The organism is Pseudomonas sp. WC2 (assembly GCF_050586545.1).
GTDB lineage: Bacteria > Pseudomonadota > Gammaproteobacteria > Pseudomonadales > Pseudomonadaceae > Aquipseudomonas.
The window spans coordinates 198,046-218,540 of sequence record NZ_JBOBDR010000013.1; the positions used below are offsets into that span (position 1 = coordinate 198,046).

The following is a 20,495-nucleotide window of genomic DNA, read 5'->3' on the forward strand; positions in this document are numbered from 1 at the left end:
GCCGCTAAAAATACGAATTTTCCTGAAGTGTTTGTCTCCCTAGAATGCCCAGCCATCGACGGTCGGTCTGTGACCCTGTCTGTTCATTCGAAGGAAGCCACATGAAATACACAATCCCAGCATTGATGTTTACGTCTTTACTGCTTATGGCCGGTTGCGATCAGGCCGAAAAAAGTGCCCAGCAGTTGATGGGCAAGGCCGCCGAAACGGCCAAACAAGCGATCGACGATACCCATAAAGCCGCCGAGCAGGCGTTGAGCGACGCCACGGGCGGCTTGATCGAGAAAAAAGAAACACCGGAAAAAGACGCGGAAAACTCCGAATCTTCCTCCAAGACCATCTAAATCGTCTAACACAGAGTCAGGACTGACCCATGGAATATCTGTTACAGCTCGCCGCCAGCCCCACCGCTTGGGTTGCTTTGGCCACCTTGGTGGTGATGGAAATCGTGCTCGGCATCGATAACCTGATCTTTATCTCGATCCTGACCAACAAACTGCCCAAGCAGTACCAGCAGAAGGCCCGCCGCATCGGTATCGGCATGGCGTTGATCCTGCGTCTGGCGCTGTTGAGCACCATCGCATTCATCGTGCAGTTGACCGCACCGGTCATCGAAATCCTCGGCCAGGCGTTCTCATGGAAGGACATGATCCTGATCGCAGGTGGTCTGTTCCTGGTCTGGAAGGCGACGACCGAAATCCATCACAGCATGGACCCGGCGCCGGAAGATCCGAAGTCGGCGACCTCGACTGTGACCCTGGGTTTCGCCGCTGCTATTGGTCAGATCCTGATGCTCGACATGGTGTTCTCGATCGACAGCATCATTACTGCAGTCGGCATGACCGAACACTTGCCGATCATGATCATCGCGGTGGTAGCGTCGGTGCTGGTGATGCTGTTTGCAGCTGAGCCGCTGGCGAAGTTCATCAACGACAACCCGACGGTGGTGATGCTGGCGCTGGGCTTCCTGATCATGATCGGCATGACGCTGATCGCCGAAGGCTTCGGCGCCCATGTACCGAAAGGTTATGTCTATGCGGCCATGGCGTTCTCGGCAGCGATTGAGGTTCTGAACATGATGTCCCGCCGGGCGAAGCAGAAGAAACTGGCTGAGCAGGTGTAATCGCCAATAAGTCAAAAGGCCCCTTGGATTCTTTGAATTCAAGGGGCCTTTCTTATGGGTACAGATTTATTTCAGGGCGTCAGTGCGCCGTCGCGTGACGGACGCGATGCTTCTCGGCTTTGTCGACTCGGGTCGGCTGAACCGGATGATGATGACGCCGTGAAATCCGCAAAACACCCCACAACATGGCGGTGGCCACGGCCAGCCAGCCGGCTATCAACATTACGATGGTCATGGTCAGGCTCATTTGTGCCTCCTCTTCGCCCTGCGTCGGGCGCCCACTTCTATTCAGTTCGTTCTATTCCAGTGACAGTCTAGCCAACGGGGTGTTTCAAGCTATTGACCAAAGGTCGCTGATGACCAATCAGTTTGCTCTATGCAATCGACGGGTCTGCCGCTTAAGGCTATACCGCAAGCGCTTGCAGCCCTATGATCGCTGGCGTTGCCGGAACACGATGACCGGCGTCTGAACAGAGAGTGACGATGGTGCAGGTATTTTCTCGAATTCGTGCGGCGCTGATGGCGGCCGGTTGCGTGGTCGCGTTGGCCGGATGTGCGGGCACGGTGGCGCCGGAGGTCAAGCGTCTGCCGGAGCGGGTCGAGCTGAGCGGGACGTTCTATCGTGGCGAAGCCAATCAAAGCGGGCCGCAGGTTTTGGCCAGTCTGTTGTCGCAGCAGGGCATCGTGATCACTCCGGGGCTGCTGGAAAAACCCCTGCATTTGCCGGGGGCTGAAGACAAATTGCAGCATAATCTGCAAAACCTCGCGCGGGAATACGGCATGGTCGTCTATCCCTTGGACAGCAACTTGCCGGCGTTGCTGACGCAAGTCGCCGCGGGATACCCGGTGATGGTGCGCTTCAGCGAGGGCTCGGCATTCTGGGCTGAGCCGCGTTACGCCATCCTTTCTGGCTACGACCGCAATAAACAGAAAGTTCTGCTACGTGCCGGCATGAACCGTCGTGAACTGATGAGCTTCAGTTCCTTTGAATCGGCACTGGAAAAGTCCGGCGGCTGGGCAGTCCTGATCCAGAAGCCGACGCAGATCCCCGCTGCAGTTGACCGCCAGCGCTGGCTGAAGGCTGCTGATGAACTGGCCCAGGCCGGTCAGGAAAACGAAGCGGCGCAGGCGCGCAAGGCGTTGGCTGCTCACTGAGTCCCCGTTCGTCATCTGCCGGGCACGACGGCGCCCGGCAAGCCTCCTATTTATATATCCCGTGTTTTACGGGTGAATCAGGAGGCGATATGAAAGATTCCCCAGCAGCGAAAGGCCCGCATTCGTCCGAGCATTCCTCGGGAGACGATCTGGGATTCGATCCGGACTCGCCCGATCTTGATGATCCGCAGGTCGATCCTGTCGGCCCCGCCAAGGCCCCTCTCGACGTTGAGCCCGGCGAGGATCCCAAGAAGCCGGCCAAACCCTATGACCCGCTGGCCAATCTGAAACCTTGATGTGAGGTGCGTATGAGTACCGATTCAAGCTTCGACGACCAAAAAACACCGGACAGTGTTCCGACCACACCAGAGCCGGAGATTGATCCGGTGCTGGATCCGGACAGCCCCCTGCGCGATCCGATGGCTCGGCCGAATGTGCTGACGCCTGAGCCTTCACGGGATCCGAGCGCAGGGGATGGCATTCCCGATGACGACAAGATGCCGCTGCCCAACGACTGAAGTACAGGCGAAAACTGCAGGTAAAAAAAAGCCCCGATTATTCGGGGCTTTTTCATGTGTCGCCGATTACTTCGACGCTTCAACCACGCCGCTCTGGCGCGACTTGAGGTTCTTCTCAGCCTTGTATTGCTGAGCCACGGCAGGAACGCTGGCGCTCTTGCCGGTTTCCACCCAGCTGCGGATACGGCTGGCATCGGCAAAGTGAGTGTACTTGCCGAACGCATCGAGAATCACCAGCGCAACCGGACGGTTACCCATCTTCGTGACCAGCACCAGACAGTGACCGGCCGGATTGGTGAAGCCGGTTTTGGTGATCTTGATGTCCCAGTCGGCCTTGTTGACCAAGTGATCGGTGTTGCGGAAACCCAGGGTGTAGTTGGGTTTGCGGAACGACACGGTCTTTTCTTTGGTGGTGGTCAGTTCGCTGAGGATCGGGTATTTGCTCGCGGCCACCAGCAACTTGCTCAGGTCGCGCGCAGTAGAGACGTTGCGCTCGGACAGGCCGGTTGGCTCGACATAATGGGTGTTGGTCATGCCCAGCGCCTTGGCCTTGGCGTTCATCGCTGCGATAAAGGCCGCGTAACCGCCCGGATAGTGATGCGCGAGGCTGGCAGCGGCGCGGTTTTCCGAAGACATCAAGGCAATCAGCAGCATCTCGCGGCGCGGCAGTTCACTCTTGAGTTTGACTCGGGAGAACACACCCCTCATTTCCGGTGTGTTGCTGATATCGACATTGATCCATTCGTCCATGTTTTGCCGGGCTTCAACCACTACCAGTCCAGTCATCAGCTTGCTCACCGAAGCGATCGGCACGATCACGTCAGGGTTGCTGGAATAAATGACTTTGTTGGTCTGCATATCCATGAGCAGGGCGCTGCCGGAGGCGATCTTCAGGGTCGAAGCATCGCGCGGGGCAGCGGTGGTTTCCGCAGCGTTGATCGTTGGCGTGATGAATGTGCCTGTAAAAGCAAAAAACAGGCTCAGAATCGAAAGACGAATTTTCACGCGGGCGAACTCATAAAGGTTGGATATTCCGTTAGTTTGTAACGGGTTATTTCTTCAAAGCGTCGCATTCTAGGAGTATGGCTGAAGATCTGTCGATGGTTGTTTTAAGCACCTGAAAATCTCGTGAAAAGGCCTGTAAAAAGAGGGGTTTCCGGCGAACGGTTACAGTTTTTTCTCAGGCATGAAAAAACCCGCACAAGGCGGGTTTTTTTACGGCTGAAAACAACGACTCAAGCGTGCAGGGTTTCTGCCGCATACAGCGTGTTTTCCAGCAGGCATGCACGAGTCATCGGGCCAACGCCGCCTGGAACCGGAGTGATCCAGCCAGCGCGGGGCAGGGCGGTTTCGTAAACAACGTCACCGACCAGTTTGCCGTCGTCCTGACGGTTGATGCCGACGTCGATCACGATCGCGCCTTCCTTGATCCACTCGCCCTTGACCAGGCCCGGCTTGCCGGCGGCCACCACCACCAGATCGGCACGACCGACGTGGCCAGCCAGATCCTTGGTGAAGCGGTGGGTAACAGTCACGGTGCAGCCGGCGAGCAACAGCTCCATGGCCATCGGACGACCGACGATGTTGGACGCGCCGACCACCACTGCATCCATGCCGTACAGATCGGCACCGGTGCTTCCCAGCAGGGTCATGATGCCTTTCGGCGTGCATGGGCGCAGCAGCGGGATGCGTTGGGCCAGACGACCGACGTTATAAGGATGGAAACCGTCGACGTCTTTGTCCGGGCGGATGCGTTCCAGCAATTTGGAGGCATCGAGGTGCTCGGGCAGCGGCAGCTGGAGCAGCACGCCGTCGATCGCAGGGTCGTCGTTGAGGCGATCGATCAGATCGGTCAGCGCTTCTTGCGTGGTTTCAGAGGGCAGGTCGTAGGCTTGAGAGAGGAAGCCGACCTCTTCACAGTCTTTACGCTTGTGCGAGACATAAACCTGAGAGGCAGGATCGCTGCCGACCAGGATCACCGCGAGGCCGGGAGTGCGCAGGCCTTGCTGGCGACGCTCGGCAACTCGTTTGGCGATCTGCTGGCGCAGGCTGGCGGCGATCGATTTGCCGTCGATTAGTTGTGCAGTCATTGCGCGTGATTAACCATCGAGAGGGGAAAAAATGAGAACGCATTCTCGCATGTCGCGCGGTGAGGGCAAAGGCGCTTGGTCAGCAAATTCCCCTAACCCCTTTAATTAAATGAATTTTTTTCAAAAAGGATTTGACGACCTTTGGAGCGCTCTATACTATTCGTCGCACTTGTCGGGCACAGCCTAGCACTGGTTAAGAAGGTGAGGCGGAATGTATGTTCTGCGACACTGGAAAGCACTTAGTTTGTAGTCCTTTAAGAGTACAGATTAATAAGGCGCCCGTAGCTCAGCTGGATAGAGCATCCGCCTTCTAAGCGGATGGTCGCAGGTTCGAGTCCTGCCGGGTGCGCCATTAGGCAGCTTTGGCACAAGTAACGCGATATGGTGGGCGTAGCTCAGTTGGTAGAGCACGGGATTGTGACTCCCGTTGTCGTGGGTTCGATCCCCATCGTCCACCCCATATTTCGAAAAAACGCCAGATTTAACGGTCTGGCGTTTTTGCTTCAAAGGCTTCATCTGCGGATGTGGTGGAATTGGTAGACACACTGGATTTAGGTTCCAGCGCCGCGAGGCGTAAGAGTTCGAGTCTCTTCATCCGCACCAATTAAAGCTTCATTCGTGCCCTTGGGCTGGTGAGGTTCAACAAAGAAGTTATTTGGCTTTTTTGTTACGCAATATGGTGGGCGTAGCTCAGTTGGTAGAGCACGGGATTGTGACTCCCGTTGTCGTGGGTTCGATCCCCATCGTCCACCCCATATTTCGAAAGGCGCCAGATTTAACAGTCTGGCGCCTTTTTTGTTTTTTGCGCTTCTGAAACTGACGATTGTCGGTTCTCAGTACGCAGGGGCAGGGCGCTTCGTCGTATTTATGTTGCTCGATGATGCTGTGCTGTCCGCCGGACTTGCTTGCAAGAACGGCCGTCAGGGAGTGATGGGCAGTCCCTTCTATATATAGAAGAGGTCGGCGCAGAGCCTTGGCGTGATTGGTTGTATTCGCCTGGGGGATACGCTGCATCCGTGCATCGATCCCTATAAATTGCCTGCTGTTTTTTTACCCGTTTTCAGTAGGGTGACTTCTTGAGTTTGACCCACTAGAATGCATGCCCTTGATTCTGGGGTCGGAAACGGCCGGCTAACGTCTGTGCAACGAGGAATATCCATGCAAGTTTCTGTTGAAAATACTACTGCTCTCGAGCGCCGCATGAGCGTCACCGTGCCGGCTGAGCGCATCGAGACTCAGGTCAACAAGCGTCTGCAGCAGACTGCCCAAAAGGCCAAGATTGCTGGGTTCCGTCCAGGCAAAGTGCCAATGAGTGAAATCAAGCGCCGTTTCGGTGCTGATGCGCGTCAGGAAGCTGTAGGCGACGTGATCCAGTCCTCCTTCTACGAAGCTGTGGTTGAGCAGAAGCTGAACCCGGCTGGTTCGCCTTCGATCGAGCCTAAGTCGCTCGAAGCTGGCAAGGATCTGGAATACGTTGCTGTATTCGAAGTGTTCCCTGAGTTCACCGTTGCTGGTTTCGAAGGCATCACCGTTGAGCGCCTGAGCGCTGACGTGGCTGACGCTGACCTGGACAAGATGCTCGACATCCTGCGCAAGCAGAACACCCGTTTTGAAGTGGCCGATCGCGCTGCCCAGAACGAAGACCAACTGAACATCGATTTCGTTGGCAAGGTTGACGGCGAAGTATTCGCTGGCGGCTCCGCCAAAGGCACTCAGCTGGTACTGGGTTCCGGCCGCATGATCCCGGGCTTCGAAGAAGGCCTGGTTGGCGCCAAGGCTGGCGAAGAGCGCGTTCTGAACCTGACCTTCCCTGAGGACTATCAGAACCTGGACCTGGCTGGCAAAACCGCCGAGTTCACCGTGACCGTCAACACTGTCTCCGAGCCTAAGCTGCCAGAGCTGAACGAAGAGTTCTTCGCTCAATTCGGCATCAAGGAAAGCGGCATCGACGGTTTCCGCACCGAAGTTCGCAAGAACATGGAGCGTGAACTGCGTCAGGCGATCAAATCCAAGGTCAAGAATCAGGTTATGGACGGTCTGCTGGCCACCAACCCGATCGAAGTGCCTAAGGCCCTGCTGTCCAACGAAGTTGACCGTCTGCGCGTGCAGGCTGTTCAGCAATTCGGTGGCAACATCAAGCCTGACCAACTGCCGGCCGAGCTGTTCGAAGAGCAAGCCAAGCGTCGCGTAGTGCTGGGTCTGATCGTGGCTGAAGTGGTCAAGCAGTTCGACCTGAAGCCTGACGAAGATCGCGTTCGCGAAATGATTCAGGAAATGGCCTCGGCTTACCAGGAGCCTGAGCAGGTTGTGTCGTGGTACTACAAAAACGAGCAGCAACTGAACGAAGTGCGTTCGGTTGTGCTTGAAGAACAAGTTGTGGATACTGTTCTGCAGAAAGCTAGCGTGACCGACAAATCGGTCTCTTACGAAGAAGCGGTCAAGCCGGTAGAAGCTCCAACAGCCGACTGATTGTTTTTGCGTTAAGAAGTACACACATAAGCCAGCTTTCGAGCTGGCTTATGCGTATTCAAGACATAACTATTTGGGAGTGACTGCAGAGCATGTTCCGTAATTCGTATATTCAGCAGAACTCTGATATCCAGGCCGCAGGCGGCTTGGTCCCGATGGTTGTCGAGCAATCTGCTCGTGGCGAACGCGCCTATGACATCTATTCGCGCCTGCTCAAGGAGCGAGTGATCTTTCTGGTTGGTCCGGTAGAGGACTACATGGCCAACCTGATCTGTGCGCAACTGCTGTTCCTTGAAGCGGAAAACCCGGACAAGGACATCCATCTCTATATCAACTCCCCGGGCGGTTCGGTGACAGCGGGCATGTCGATCTACGACACCATGCAGTTCATCAAACCCAACGTATCGACCACTTGCATCGGCCAGGCTTGCAGCATGGGCGCTTTCCTGCTGACCGCAGGTGCCCCAGGCAAGCGTTTCTGCCTGCCGAACTCGCGTGTGATGATTCACCAGCCACTGGGCGGTTTCCAGGGCCAGGCATCGGATATCGAAATCCATGCCAAGGAAATCCTCTTCATCCGCGAACGTCTGAACATGCTGATGGCCAAGCACAGCGGGCGCACTCTGGAAGAAATCGAGCGCGATACCAACCGCGACAACTTCATGAGTGCAGAAGCTGCGAAGGAATACGGTCTGATCGACGAAGTGATCAACCAGCGCCCAGCTTAAAAATAAGCAGCACAAAATAGGCCTGGTCGGCTGGTCTGATCAGCAGCGGGCTTGAAAAAGCCCGCAATAGCCTTCATCTTGTGTTGCAAGCCTATCGGATTTGGATCGAACGAATGACTGACACCCGCAACGGCGAGGACAACGGCAAGCTGCTCTATTGCTCCTTCTGTGGCAAAAGCCAGCATGAAGTGCGCAAATTGATTGCCGGCCCCTCGGTCTTTATCTGCGACGAGTGCGTCGACCTGTGCAATGACATCATCCGCGAGGAGGTGCAGGAAGCCCAGGCCGAAAGCAGCGCGCATAAATTGCCTTCGCCTAAAGAAATCAGCGGCATCCTTGATCAATACGTCATTGGTCAGGAGCGTGCGAAAAAGGTTTTGGCCGTAGCGGTGTACAACCACTACAAGCGTCTGAACCAGCGTGACAAAAAGGCTGACGACGTCGAGCTCGGCAAGAGCAACATCCTGCTGATCGGCCCGACCGGCTCGGGTAAAACCCTGCTGGCCGAAACGCTGGCCCGCTTGCTGAACGTTCCGTTCACCATCGCCGACGCAACCACCCTCACCGAGGCGGGTTATGTAGGTGAAGATGTCGAGAACATCATTCAGAAGCTGTTGCAGAAATGCGATTACGACGTAGAGAAGGCCCAGATGGGTATTGTCTACATCGACGAAATCGACAAGATTTCCCGCAAGTCCGACAACCCGTCGATCACCCGCGATGTTTCCGGTGAAGGCGTGCAGCAGGCATTGCTGAAGTTGATCGAAGGCACGGTCGCTTCCGTACCGCCGCAAGGTGGCCGCAAGCACCCGCAGCAGGAATTCCTGCAGGTCGACACCCGTAACATCCTGTTCATCTGCGGTGGTGCATTCTCCGGTCTGGAAAAGGTGATTCAAAACCGTTCCACCAAGGGCGGCATCGGCTTCAACGCAGAAGTGCGCAGCAAGGAAGAAGGCAAGAAAGTCGGTGAATCCCTGCGTGAAGTCGAGCCTGACGATCTGGTCAAGTTCGGTCTGATCCCGGAATTCGTCGGTCGTCTGCCGGTCCTCGCGACGCTGGACGAACTCGATGAAGCTGCGCTGATGCAGATTCTCACCGAGCCGAAAAATGCTCTGACCAAACAGTATGCCAAGCTGTTCGAGATGGAAGGCGTGGATCTGGAGTTCCGGACCGACGCACTGAAATCGGTCGCCAAGCGTGCCCTGGAACGTAAAACCGGTGCTCGTGGCCTGCGCTCGATTCTCGAAGGTGTGCTGCTCGACACGATGTATGAAATCCCCTCGCAGTCCGAGGTGAGCAAAGTCGTGATCGATGAAAGCGTGATCGAAGGCAAATCCAAGCCACTGTATATCTACGAAAACAGTGAGCCGACTGCCAAGGCAGCGCCGGACGCGTAAGCGTCCACCGCGCCGCAACAAAGAAGGGGCCTTCGGGCCTCTTTTTTTTTATGTCATTTTTTACATCCGCTTTGCGCTTGTTTTTTTTCAAGGCAGCCCCCATCTTGGTTTCAAGCTCAATTCCATCTGATTACGGCCATATGGCCGCCGTAGAGGCGAAATCATGAAGACAACCATCGAATTGCCTCTCCTGCCATTGCGTGATGTTGTGGTTTATCCGCACATGGTTATCCCGCTGTTCGTGGGGCGCGAGAAATCCATCGAAGCCCTCGAGGCCGCGATGACGGGCGACAAGCAGATCCTCCTGCTGGCCCAGAGAAACCCGGCTGACGATGATCCCGGTGAAGACGCTCTCTATCGCGTAGGTACCATCGCCACTGTTCTGCAGCTTCTGAAGCTGCCTGACGGCACCGTCAAGGTTCTGGTCGAGGGTGAGCAGCGTGGCACCGTCGAACGCTTCAGCGAAGTCGACGGCCACTGCCGTGCCGAAGTGTCGCTGATCGAAGAAGTCGACGCGGCCGAGCGCGAGTCCGAAGTGTTCGTGCGCACGTTGCTGTCGCAGTTCGAGCAATATGTGCAGCTGGGCAAGAAAGTCCCGGCTGAAGTCCTGTCGTCTCTCAACAGCATCGATGAGCCGGGTCGTCTGGTTGACACCATGGCTGCGCACATGGCGCTGAAAATCGAGCAGAAGCAGGAAATCCTCGAAATCATCGATTTGTCGGCCCGTGTCGAGCACGTGCTGGCGCTACTGGATGCCGAAATCGATCTGCTGCAAGTCGAAAAACGCATTCGCGGTCGCGTTAAAAAGCAGATGGAGCGCAGCCAGCGCGAGTACTACCTGAATGAGCAGATGAAGGCCATTCAGAAAGAGCTGGGTGACGGTGACGAAGGTCACAACGAAATCGAAGAGCTGAAAAAGCGCATCGATGCTGCCGGCCTGCCGAAAGACGCCTTGACCAAAGCCACAGCCGAGCTGAACAAACTCAAGCAAATGTCGCCGATGTCGGCTGAAGCCACCGTGGTGCGCTCGTACATCGACTGGCTGGTGCAAGTGCCGTGGAAAGCGCAGAGCAAAGTGCGTCTGGATCTGGCGCGTGCCGAAGACATTCTCGATGCCGATCACTACGGCCTCGAAGAGGTCAAGGAGCGCATCCTTGAATACCTCGCCGTGCAAAAGCGCGTGAAGAAAATCCGTGGCCCGGTGCTGTGCCTGGTCGGTCCTCCTGGTGTAGGTAAAACCTCGCTGGCGGAGTCGATTGCCCATGCTACCAACCGTAAATTCGTGCGTATGGCCCTCGGTGGTGTGCGTGACGAAGCGGAAATTCGTGGTCACCGCCGGACTTACATCGGTTCGATGCCGGGAAGATTGATTCAAAAGATGACAAAAGTGGGCGTTCGCAACCCGCTGTTCCTGCTCGATGAAATCGACAAAATGGGCAGCGACATGCGTGGCGATCCGGCGTCGGCGTTGCTGGAAGTGCTCGATCCCGAGCAGAACCACAACTTCAACGATCACTATCTGGAAGTCGATTACGACCTTTCCGATGTGATGTTCCTCTGCACCTCGAACTCGATGAACATCCCACCGGCATTGCTGGACCGGATGGAAGTCATCCGTCTGCCGGGTTACACCGAAGACGAGAAGATCAACATTGCCGTTAAATACCTCTCGCCAAAACAGATCGCTGCCAATGGTCTGAAGAAGGGCGAGCTGGAATTCGACGCCGAGGCGATCCGCGACATCATCCGTTATTACACCCGCGAAGCCGGTGTGCGTGGCCTCGAACGTCAGATCGCCAAGGTCTGCCGCAAGGCTGTGAAAGAGCATGCACTGGAAAAACGCTTCTCGGTGAAAGTGACAGCTGATCTGCTGGAACACTTCCTCGGTGTGCGCAAATTCCGCTACGGCCTGGCCGAGCAGCAGGATCAGATCGGTCAGGTGACCGGCCTTGCCTGGACTCAGGTGGGTGGCGAATTGCTGACCATCGAAGCCGCTGTCGTACCGGGCAAAGGTCAATTGATCAAGACCGGTTCGCTGGGCGATGTAATGGTCGAATCGATCACTGCAGCACTGACCGTGGTTCGCAGTCGTGCCAAGAGCCTGGGCATTCCCCTGGACTTCCACGAGAAGCGTGACACCCACATTCACATGCCGGAAGGGGCGACGCCGAAAGACGGTCCTAGCGCCGGTGTGGGCATGTGCACGGCGCTGGTTTCTGCATTGACTGGCATTCCGGTGCGTGCCGATGTGGCCATGACCGGTGAAATCACTCTGCGTGGTCAAGTGCTGGCAATTGGTGGCCTGAAGGAAAAACTGCTCGCTGCACATCGCGGCGGAATCAAGATTGTGATTATTCCGGAAGAGAACGTGCGCGATCTGAAGGAGATTCCTGACAATATCAAGCAGGATCTGCAGATTAAACCGGTTAAATGGATTGACGAGGTCCTGCAAATTGCGCTGCAATACGCGCCGGAGCCCTTGCCGGATGTGGCTCCCGAGATAGTTGCCAAGGACGAAAAACGTGAGTCTGACTCTAAGGAAAGAATTAGCACGCATTAATACGTTTTTGCCTGGGTGGCTTCCTTGACAGCTTTTTAGAGCCCTTGTTATAAAGCGGCTCTTAAGTGTCTGTAGGCCATTCAGCACTCGTTTTTGCTTTCACCAAAAAACTTAGAATCATCTCAAAATAGATATAAGGGGACTTAGAGTGAACAAGTCGGAACTGATTGATGCTATCGCTGCATCCGCTGATATCCCGAAAGCTGCTGCTGGCCGTGCGCTGGACGCTGTAATCGAATCCGTCACTGGCGCTCTCAAGGCTGGCGACTCCGTTGTTCTGGTTGGTTTCGGTACTTTCTCCGTGACTGATCGTCCGGCTCGTACTGGTCGCAACCCTCAGACCGGCAAGACTCTGGAAATCCCGGCTGCCAAGAAGCCAGGTTTCAAAGCCGGTAAAGCACTGAAAGAAGCTGTTAACTAAGTTTTCAGGTTTTTACCCATCCGGGTCGGGGTCAAGCCTGACTTGGCAGCGGAGCGGTAGAGCAGGTGGCTGGAACAGGCACCTGTAACGCCGGGATCGAGGGTTCGAGCCCTGTCCGCTCCGCCAGTTACGAGAAGGCGCATCCTCGGATGCGCCTTTCTTCTATCCGGATTCTACCCACGCTCCACGGTTGCCTAATTTTGAAGTTCAACCGTTTCTGGGGGACGCATGCTGCAGAATATCAGGGACAATTCACAAGGCTGGATTGCCAAGACCATTATCGGGGTCATCGTTGCACTGATGGCCCTGACCGGTTTCGACGCCATTTTCCAGGCCACGACTCACAAGAATGAGGCGGCCAAGGTCAACGGGGAAGAAATCAGCCAGAACGAGCTGAGCCAGGCCGTTGACATGCAACGCCGTCAGCTGATGCAACAACTGGGCAAAGACTTCGATGCTTCTTTGCTCGACGAAAAAATGCTCCGTGAATCGGCCCTCAAGGGTTTGATTGATCGCAAGCTGCTGCTGCAAGGCGCCGAACAAGCCAAGTTCGCCTTCTCTGAAGGTGCGCTGGATCAGGTGATCCTGATGACGCCTGAATTCCAGGTAGACGGCAAGTTCAGCTCCGAGCGTTTTGACCAAGTGATCCGTCAACTGGGTTACAGCCGCATGCAGTTCCGCCAGATGCTGGCTCAGGAAATGCTGATCGGCCAACTGCGCGCCGGTGTGGCGGGCAGTGGTTTCGTGACTGACGCTGAAGTGCTGGCATTCGCCCGTCTGGAAAAACAGACCCGCGATTTTGCGACCATGACCGTCAAGGCTGATCCTGCGGCAGTCAAGCTGACTGACGATGAGGTCAAGGCTTACTACGACGAACACGCCAAGGAATTCATGACCCCGGATCAAGTGGTCATCGATTATCTGGAGCTGAAGAAGTCGTCGTTCTTCGACCAGGTCGCCGTCAAGGATGAAGACTTGCAGGCGGCGTATCAGAAAGAGATCGCCAACCTGTCGGAACAGCGTCGTGCCGCGCACATCCTGATCGAAGTGAACGACAAGACCACGGAAGCTCAGGCCAAAGCGAAAATCGACGAAGTCCAGGCGCGTCTGGCCAAGGGCGAGAAATTCGAAGCGCTGGCCAAAGAGTTCTCGCAGGACCCGGGCTCGGCCAACAATGGCGGTGACCTCGGTTTCGCAGGGCCTGGCGTTTACGATCCAGCCTTCGAGAAAGCCCTGTACTCGCTGAACAAAGATCAGGTGTCCGAGCCGATTCGCACTGACTTCGGTTATCACCTGATCAAGCTGCTGGGCGTTGAAGCACCTGAAGTGCCGACCCTGGCCAGCCTGAAAGACAAGCTGACCCGCGATCTGAAAGCCGCGCAAGTCGAGCAGCGTTTCGTCGAGGCGACCAAGCAACTGGAAGACTCGGCGTTCGAAGCGTCCGATCTGGCTCAGCCAGCGGCGGATCTGAAGCTGACCGTCCATACCTCCAAGCCATTTGGCCGTGAAGGTGGCGAAGGTGTTGCGGCCAACCGTGCCGTTGTGACCGCTGCATTCAGCACCGAAGTGATTGATGAGGGTGCCAACAGCACCGCCATCGAGCTGGATCCGGACACCGTGATCGTGCTGCGCTCCAAGGAGCACTTGAAGCCTGCGCAACTGCCTCTGGAAAGCGTGAATGCGGCCATCCGCACTCAACTGACCAAAGAGCACGCCAGTGCCGCTGCCAAGACCAAAGCCGAGAAGCTGATCGCTGATCTGCGCGATGGCAAGGCGCCGTTGGACAAGGCGATTGAAGGCCAGAACTGGAAAGCCACTGAAGCGGCTACCCGCGCTCAGGAAGGCGTTGATCCGTCGGTGCTGCAAGCCCTGTTCCGCATGCCGAAACCGGCTGCCAAGGACAAGCCAACGTTCACCAGCGTCACCCTGCCGGACGGCAGTCTGATGATCGTGCGCCTCAATGGCGTCAACGAAGCAGCGGCCCCGACCGACGAAGAGAAGGCGCAATACCGTCGCTTCCTCGCGTCCCGTGAAGGTCAGCAAGACTTCGCGGCGTACCGCAAGCAGTTGGAAGCTCAGGCCGAGATCAAGCGTTTCTGATCCCTGACTGAGTTGCAAGACCAGAAGCCCCGGCCGCAACGCCGGGGCTTTTTTGTGGTCGACTGACAGCAAATGACCGAATCTTCATGGATTCACAGTGAAGGTGACTTTTGCCTGCCATTCATTGTCGATAGCGTTGTAACTGTTTTAAGACACTAATCCATGCGCCGCAGGGCCGCGATCTGTTGCACAATACGCCCCGGACTGTTTTCCCTCAGGATGTTCAATGTTGATTTCCACTCCCATGCGTGTTTTCGGGCTGGCGCTATTATTGACCGCTGTTGCTGGCTGTTCGAAAGACAAGCCGATGTACGAGCATGAGAACTTCGATGACTCCGGTACATTTTCGCGCAATTACCCGGTAACCGATGCGGTCAGCTGCGAAGCGGCCCGTCGCGCGTTGCTCAGCCAGGGTTACATCATCACCAGCAGCGACCCGAAAATCGTCAGCGGCCACAAGAGCTTCCAGCAAACCGGCGAAACCCACATGGAGATCAGCTTCAATGTGGTCTGCGCCGACGACGGCAGCGCCGGGCACCATGCGACGATGTTCGCCAACGCCTTGCAGGACCGTTATGCGCTGAAGAAAACCAACAACTCCGCCAGCCTCGGGGTCGGCGTGTTGGGCTCGGTGTCGATGCCAATCGGTTCGTCTGACGATTCGATGGTCAAAGTGGCCAGCGAAACAGTAACGGCACAAAAATTCTACGAGCGTTTCTTTACCTTGGTCGAGCAGTTCATGCCGGCTGAAGCGAAGAAGGCGGCACATATCGAAGACAAGCCGAAGGCCGATCTGGGTGTGCCAGAGCCAAAGCCTGCGCCTGCTCCGGCGGCGTTGACGCCTACGCCGGCCGCCGAGCCTGCGGCAACCCCTGTACCTGCTGCTGAGCCGGCTCCGGCACCGGCAGAAACGGCGCCAGTGAGTTCGGAGCCAGTGGTGCCCCCAGCGGAGTCTGCGCCGATCACACCAGCGCCAGCTGCAGAGCCCGCGCCGGCGACCGAAGTCATCACGCCACCAGCGAATCCGGATATCCCGCCGCCGACTGAGCCAATCCCGGCGATGCCAGCGTCCGGTCAATAATCCAGCAATACCTTGCAGGAGTGAGCCTGCTCGCGATAGCGGTAGATCGGTCATTAATAATGTGACTGATCTACCGCTATCGCGAGCAGGCTCACTCCTGCTTCGTTTTCGAACCGGCTTAAAATTTAGTTACATTCCCCCGACAAAAATCCCGCGATAAATTCCTGACCTGCTGCTACGTTTTAATCATGAAGGACGGGTTTCACTTTTCCTTCACACGGGCAGTTTATGCTCGAGGCACTGGGCATTTGCCCGGGCCCATTTTTAGCGAGCAGTAGGGGGATTACGTGATGGATGAATATCAAGAAGAGCTGCTCGAGTACCAGGCATTTGAACTGGATCAACCCGAGCCCGCCGATGACGCCACCGAGCTTTGACTGGTAGCTTGCCGCTCATGGCTTGTGGCTGCGTCTATGCCGTTTTGCGGTGACTGCGGCGGAATTCGCCGGGTGTCTGTCCGCTCCAGCGTTTGAACGCACGCTGAAAGGCTTCGGCTGAGGCAAAGCCCAGCAGGTAAGCGATTTCGCCGAATGCCAGTTCGGTGTCGCGGATGTAGGTCATTGCCAAGTCACGGCGAGTGTCATTGAGAATCGCGCGAAACTGCGTGCCTTCCTCGGTCAGCTTGCGCCGCAACGTCCAGGTCGGCAGCTTCAGGCGTGCCGCCACTTCTTCCAGGTCGGGTTCCCGGCCACCGTTGAGCAACGGCCCCAGCAATTGCGTGATGCGCTCGCGCAGACTGCGGGTGCGGGTCAACTGCTCCAGTTCTCGCTCACACAATTGCAGCAGATGCCGCCAGGTACTCGGGCAATGCTCGGGGTTGCGCTGCGCCAGGCTGTCCAGACTCAGTCGCAGTTGATTGCGCTCGGCGCCAAACTGGATTGGACAATCACCTAGTGCAGCGTAGGCGGCGCGATAATCCGGCTCGTCGAATTCGATGTCGATACGTTCGGCCCGCAGCGGTTCAGGGCTGACGGACGAGAGCTGGTGCAGCCAGCCGGCAATGATCGAATCCACCACAAAGCGGTTGTAAGCGTTATAGGGGCTGATCGAATAGAACCGCAGCCAGGCGCCTTGGGCATCTTCATGAAAACTCGATTGCCCGCGGTAATTGGAGCCGTACAGCGGTTCAAAACGGATCAGGCAACGCGCAGCTTCGCGCACGGTGGGCGCTTGTGACGCCGTGACCCCGGCCAGTCCGGCCTGACTCAGGCGACTGAGCTGGCCCATGCGCAAACCCAGCGCCGGATCACCGGTCAACTGAATCGCGCTGTGGCCCAAGCGCATATAGCGTGGAATCGATAACCGCGCTCCGGCCTCGGCCAGTCGCGCGGCATCCAGCCCATATTGCTCAAGCAGCGGCTGCGGATCGGCCGCATGGCTGCGCACGGCATCGGCGAGGCTGTGGACGAAACCCACCGACAAATCCCCGAGGCGCATCGGCAGCGGCTTCATGGCTTACAACCAGACGTTCAGCAGGCGTGCGCCACGGGCCTCGCCATCGGCGAACTGCTGGCCATTGCTGCTGAGAAAGCTCTGTCCGGAACTCAACTTGTCCCAGAACTGCCCACGCAGGAACACGCTGACACCGGCGACGGCATTGCTGCTCGGCGGTTGCGCAATCAAGGTCAGACGGTGCCAGGCCTGGCCTTCGCTGAGTTCGCCCGGTTTGAGGCTGACCGAGCCCGGTGTGCTCGAGCCTTTGTAGCCTCTCCACGGTTTATCCCAGGCATTGTGGCCAACCACGAACGCCGGCACCGCCACCAGTTGCGCGTGTTGTTCATCGAGCTTGCGATAGTTGTCGGGATACCAGCTGTCGCTGCCGATCAGAATGCCGAGACGCCCGGCCGGGGTGTCGACCACGTTGATTGCATGTTTGTCCTCGGCCTCGATCACGTCACGCTGATCGAAGATCGGGTGCATCTGCCGTTGCGGTTGCCCGAGCGGCACGCCGTCGCGACCGAACACCACGCTGCTGTTGAACAACGCACCGCTGCCGGGTTTGAGCTGGCCGTCACGGATGCTCGGCTCGGGCAGCACAATCGTGCCGGCCACCAGCGTCACCTGAAATTCTTTCGCCAGACCGCCGAACAGCGCTTGGTAATCCTTGGCCATGGACTTGGATTTCATGCGCAGGTGGGCGTCATCCAAACGATTGTTGCCCTTGGCACTGAGCCAGGCGCGGGCGAACAACAGCGGGTTGCTCGCGGCCAGCCAGTTCATCGCCTCGCCGATGGTCGGTGCCTGATACAGCTCGTCCTTTTCGCCGCTGATCATCAGCCAGGTGCCGACGTGTTCCGGCAACACCACCACGGTTTTGTCATTCAACAAGCCCTGATCCTGCGCTTGTTGCAGATACGCCGCGAGTTTGCGGTGCAGACGCTCCGGGCTTTGATAGTCGGTAGGAAACAGCTCGGGCTGGATGCCCAGCAGATTGCCACGGTCGGCGGGCGTGCCCTGGTCGACCGCGAGTTTGATCCGCAGATCCGACAGGTAATGCCCCGCCGGCCGGTCTGCCGCCCACATGGCGTAGGAAGCAAGGACAGCCACGAGGGCCATGGAAAACGTCAGGTACAAAAGTTTGCGCATGAAAACCAACAACAACCGGGTACAGGGTGTGGCGACTAGGGTAGGGCCCATGGCCGCGGTTGCCAAGGGGCGCTGCGCATTTGGATCAATAAGTTGTCAGTTACGGTCATTGAGAGACAGCGGTGCGACTCTTAGTCTGTTGCACATGACTGATGGGGGACGCAGAGCTCCCGCACTTTTTCCGTGATCGATCGTTGTGGAGTTACTGATGACCGCCGCCCATTACCCGCACCTGCTGGCCCCGCTAGACCTGGGATTCACCACGCTGCGCAACCGCACCTTGATGGGTTCGATGCACACGGGGCTTGAAGAAAAACCGGGCGGCTTCGAGCGCATGGCGGCGTACTTCGCCGAGCGTGCCCGTGGCGGCGTTGGCCTGATGGTCACCGGCGGCATTGGTCCGAACGACGAGGGCGGTGTGTATTCCGGCGCGGCCAAGCTGACCACCGAGGAAGAAGCGCTCAAGCACCGCATCGTCACCCGTGCGGTGCACGATGCGGGCGGCAAGATCTGCATGCAGATTCTGCACGCCGGTCGTTATGCCTACAGCCCGAAGCAGGTCGCACCGAGCGCGATTCAGGCGCCGATCAACCCGTTCAAGCCGAAAGAACTGGACGAGGAAGGCATCGAGAAGCAGATCAGCGATTTCGTCACCTGCTCGGTCCTCGCGCAAACCGCCGAATACGACGGCGTCGAGATCATGGGCTCGGAAGGTTATTTCATTAACCAGTTCCTCGCCGCGCACACTAACCAGCGCACCGACCGCTGGGGCGGCAGCTACGAAAACCGCATGCGCCTGCCGGTGGAAATCGTTCGTCGCGTACGTGAAGCGGTGGGGCCGAACTTCATCATCATTTTCCGTCTGTCGATGCTCGACTTGGTCGAGGGCGGCAGCACTTGGGATGAGATCGTCACCCTGGCCAAAGCCATCGAGCAGGCCGGCGCGACCATCATCAACACCGGCATCGGCTGGCACGAAGCGCGGATTCCGACCATCGCCACCAAAGTGCCGCGTGCGGCGTTCAGCAAAGTCACGGCCAAGTTGCGCGGCTCGGTGAGCATTCCGCTGATCACCACCAACCGTATCAACACCCCGGAAATCGCCGAGCAGATTCTGGCTGAAGGCGACGCCGACATGGTCTCGATGGCGCGGCCGTTTCTCGCCGATCCGGATTTCGTCAACAAGGCTGCCGAAGGCCGCGCTGACGAGATCAACACCTGCATCGGCTGCAATCAGGCCTGCCTCGACCACACGTTCGGCGGCAAGCTCACCACTTGCCTGGTCAACCCGCGTGCGTGCCACGAGACCGAACTCAACTATTTGCCGGTCAAGCAGATCAAGAAGATTGCCGTGGTTGGCGCCGGCCCTGCCGGTTTGTCCGCTGCCACCGTGGCCGCCGAGCGTGGACATCAAGTGACCTTGTTCGATTCCGCCAGCGAAATCGGCGGCCAGTTCAACATCGCCAAGCGCGTGCCGGGCAAGGAAGAGTTTTTCGAAACCCTGCGTTACTTCAAGCGCAAGTTGCAGACCACCAACGTCGAGGTGTGCCTGAAAACCCGCGTCGATGTGGCAAAACTGCTCGAGGGCGGTTACGACGAAATCATTCTCGCCACTGGTATTGCGCCGCGTGTGCCGGCGATTCCGGGTGTCGAGAACGCCAAGGTGCTGAGTTACCTGGACGTCATCCTTGAGCGCAAACCGGTCGGCAAGCGTGTCGCGGTGATTGGCGCGGGTGGTATCGGCTTCGACGTCTCGGAATTTCTGGTTCACCAAGGCGTGGCCACCAGTCAGGATCGCGCCGCATTCTGGAAAGAGTGGGGCATCGATGCGCAACTGGAGGCTCGCGGTGGCGTGGCCGGGATCAAAGCCGCACCACATGCGCCGGCCCGTGAAGTGTTCCTGCTGCAACGCAAGAAAACCAAGGTTGGCGATGGTCTGGGTAAAACCACCGGCTGGATTCACCGTACCGGTCTGAAGAACAAGCAGGTGCAGATGCTCAACAGCGTTGAATACCTGAGCATCGATGATCAAGGCCTGCACATTCGCATCGGCGACAGCGGCGAGCCGCAATTGCTGGCGGTGGACAATATCGTGATTTGCGCGGGTCAGGATCCGCTGCGTGAGTTGCATGACGGGTTGGTCGAGGCTGGGCAGAACGTGCATCTGATCGGCGGCGCCGATGTCGCGGCAGAGTTGGATGCCAAACGCGCGATCAATCAGGGTTCACGCCTCGCGGCAGAACTCTAAGCCCCACCGCTGAACCTGT

General features: G+C 57.4%; 18 protein-coding genes and 4 tRNA genes. 17 read left to right on the forward strand and 5 right to left on the reverse strand.

Annotated elements, in window-relative coordinates; all coding sequences use genetic code 11:
• The first annotated feature begins 101 nt into the window (after positions 1 to 101).
• Both ACQ4OE_RS17715 and ACQ4OE_RS17720 read left to right on the forward strand, forming a co-directional pair.
• Complete coding sequence (locus ACQ4OE_RS17715) at positions 102 to 344, forward strand: hypothetical protein (RefSeq protein WP_122590416.1); 243 nt, start codon at positions 102 to 104, stop codon at positions 342 to 344.
• Positions 345 to 373: 29 nt separating this feature from the next.
• A complete protein-coding gene (locus ACQ4OE_RS17720; protein WP_122590415.1) occupies positions 374 to 1,123 on the forward strand; it encodes a TerC family protein in 750 nt (249 codons plus the stop codon).
• 79 nt (positions 1,124 to 1,202) lie between these two features.
• On the opposite strand, the gene ACQ4OE_RS17725 is transcribed toward ACQ4OE_RS17720, so the two are convergent.
• Positions 1,203 to 1,370 carry a hypothetical protein gene (locus tag ACQ4OE_RS17725; protein ID WP_163004938.1) on the reverse strand — a complete coding sequence of 56 codons (168 nt, stop codon included), beginning with the start codon at positions 1,368 to 1,370 and terminating at the stop codon, positions 1,203 to 1,205.
• A 236-nt stretch (positions 1,371 to 1,606) separates the two neighbouring features.
• Between ACQ4OE_RS17725 and ACQ4OE_RS17730 the strand changes: the two genes are divergently transcribed.
• The 3 genes from ACQ4OE_RS17730 to ACQ4OE_RS17740 all read left to right on the forward strand — a co-directional run bounded on the left by ACQ4OE_RS17730 (position 1,607) and on the right by ACQ4OE_RS17740 (position 2,796).
• Positions 1,607 to 2,278, forward strand: coding sequence for a peptidase C39 family protein (locus ACQ4OE_RS17730; protein ID WP_430947401.1), 672 nt, complete (start codon positions 1,607 to 1,609; stop codon positions 2,276 to 2,278).
• A gap of 89 nt (positions 2,279 to 2,367) precedes the next feature.
• Positions 2,368 to 2,574, forward strand: coding sequence for a DUF6021 family protein (locus ACQ4OE_RS17735; protein ID WP_122590412.1), 207 nt, complete (start codon positions 2,368 to 2,370; stop codon positions 2,572 to 2,574).
• A 12-nt stretch (positions 2,575 to 2,586) separates the two neighbouring features.
• Complete coding sequence (locus tag ACQ4OE_RS17740) at positions 2,587 to 2,796, forward strand: hypothetical protein (protein WP_430947402.1); 210 nt, start codon at positions 2,587 to 2,589, stop codon at positions 2,794 to 2,796.
• Positions 2,797 to 2,862: 66 nt separating this feature from the next.
• On the opposite strand, the gene pbpG is transcribed toward ACQ4OE_RS17740, so the two are convergent.
• A complete protein-coding gene (pbpG, locus tag ACQ4OE_RS17745; RefSeq protein WP_430947403.1) occupies positions 2,863 to 3,801 on the reverse strand; it encodes a D-alanyl-D-alanine endopeptidase in 939 nt (312 codons plus the stop codon).
• 230 nt (positions 3,802 to 4,031) lie between these two features.
• Positions 4,032 to 4,886 (reverse strand): bifunctional methylenetetrahydrofolate dehydrogenase/methenyltetrahydrofolate cyclohydrolase FolD, encoded by an 855-nt coding sequence (gene folD, locus ACQ4OE_RS17750; RefSeq protein WP_430947404.1) that lies wholly within the window; start codon positions 4,884 to 4,886, stop codon positions 4,032 to 4,034.
• 275 nt (positions 4,887 to 5,161) lie between these two features.
• Between folD and ACQ4OE_RS17755 the strand changes: the two genes are divergently transcribed.
• The 11 genes from ACQ4OE_RS17755 (at position 5,162) to ACQ4OE_RS17805 (ending at position 15,642) form a co-directional block, all read left to right on the forward strand.
• Positions 5,162 to 5,238 (forward strand) — tRNA-Arg (locus ACQ4OE_RS17755).
• A gap of 32 nt (positions 5,239 to 5,270) precedes the next feature.
• A tRNA-His gene (locus tag ACQ4OE_RS17760) sits at positions 5,271 to 5,346 on the forward strand.
• 58 nt (positions 5,347 to 5,404) lie between these two features.
• Positions 5,405 to 5,489 (forward strand) — tRNA-Leu (locus ACQ4OE_RS17765).
• A gap of 76 nt (positions 5,490 to 5,565) precedes the next feature.
• Positions 5,566 to 5,641: transfer RNA gene (locus tag ACQ4OE_RS17770), tRNA-His, on the forward strand.
• Between the two features lie 403 nt (positions 5,642 to 6,044).
• Positions 6,045 to 7,355, forward strand: a complete 1,311-nt coding sequence (gene tig, locus ACQ4OE_RS17775) for a trigger factor (RefSeq protein WP_430947405.1) — start codon at positions 6,045 to 6,047, stop codon at positions 7,353 to 7,355.
• A 92-nt stretch (positions 7,356 to 7,447) separates the two neighbouring features.
• Positions 7,448 to 8,083: an ATP-dependent Clp endopeptidase proteolytic subunit ClpP gene (clpP, locus tag ACQ4OE_RS17780; protein ID WP_016775336.1), complete on the forward strand. Its 636-nt coding sequence runs from the start codon at positions 7,448 to 7,450 to the stop codon at positions 8,081 to 8,083.
• A 113-nt stretch (positions 8,084 to 8,196) separates the two neighbouring features.
• Positions 8,197 to 9,480: an ATP-dependent Clp protease ATP-binding subunit ClpX gene (gene clpX, locus ACQ4OE_RS17785; protein WP_003223632.1), complete on the forward strand. Its 1,284-nt coding sequence runs from the start codon at positions 8,197 to 8,199 to the stop codon at positions 9,478 to 9,480.
• 163 nt (positions 9,481 to 9,643) lie between these two features.
• Complete coding sequence (gene lon / locus ACQ4OE_RS17790; protein WP_122590404.1) at positions 9,644 to 12,040, forward strand: endopeptidase La; 2,397 nt, start codon at positions 9,644 to 9,646, stop codon at positions 12,038 to 12,040.
• 148 nt (positions 12,041 to 12,188) lie between these two features.
• Positions 12,189 to 12,461: an HU family DNA-binding protein gene (locus ACQ4OE_RS17795; protein WP_003183171.1), complete on the forward strand. Its 273-nt coding sequence runs from the start codon at positions 12,189 to 12,191 to the stop codon at positions 12,459 to 12,461.
• Between the two features lie 228 nt (positions 12,462 to 12,689).
• The gene (locus ACQ4OE_RS17800) at positions 12,690 to 14,561 is read left to right on the forward strand and encodes a SurA N-terminal domain-containing protein (RefSeq protein WP_122590402.1); all 1,872 of its coding nucleotides are present in this window, start codon (positions 12,690 to 12,692) and stop codon (positions 14,559 to 14,561) included.
• Between the two features lie 226 nt (positions 14,562 to 14,787).
• Positions 14,788 to 15,642 (forward strand): DUF2242 domain-containing protein, encoded by an 855-nt coding sequence (locus ACQ4OE_RS17805; protein ID WP_430947406.1) that lies wholly within the window; start codon positions 14,788 to 14,790, stop codon positions 15,640 to 15,642.
• Positions 15,643 to 16,053: 411 nt separating this feature from the next.
• Here the strand turns inward: ACQ4OE_RS17805 and ACQ4OE_RS17810 are convergent, their stop codons facing one another.
• A complete protein-coding gene (locus tag ACQ4OE_RS17810) occupies positions 16,054 to 17,094 on the reverse strand; it encodes an AraC family transcriptional regulator (RefSeq protein WP_122590399.1) in 1,041 nt (346 codons plus the stop codon).
• A gap of 3 nt (positions 17,095 to 17,097) precedes the next feature.
• On the reverse strand, positions 17,098 to 18,228 hold the full coding sequence (locus tag ACQ4OE_RS17815; protein ID WP_430947407.1) for a carbon-nitrogen hydrolase family protein: 1,131 nt from the start codon (positions 18,226 to 18,228) through the stop codon (positions 17,098 to 17,100).
• 208 nt (positions 18,229 to 18,436) lie between these two features.
• Here ACQ4OE_RS17815 and ACQ4OE_RS17820 point away from each other — a divergent pair, with 208 nt between their 5' ends.
• Positions 18,437 to 20,476: an FAD-dependent oxidoreductase gene (locus tag ACQ4OE_RS17820; protein ID WP_430947408.1), complete on the forward strand. Its 2,040-nt coding sequence runs from the start codon at positions 18,437 to 18,439 to the stop codon at positions 20,474 to 20,476.
• Positions 20,477 to 20,495: the final 19 nt, after the last annotated feature.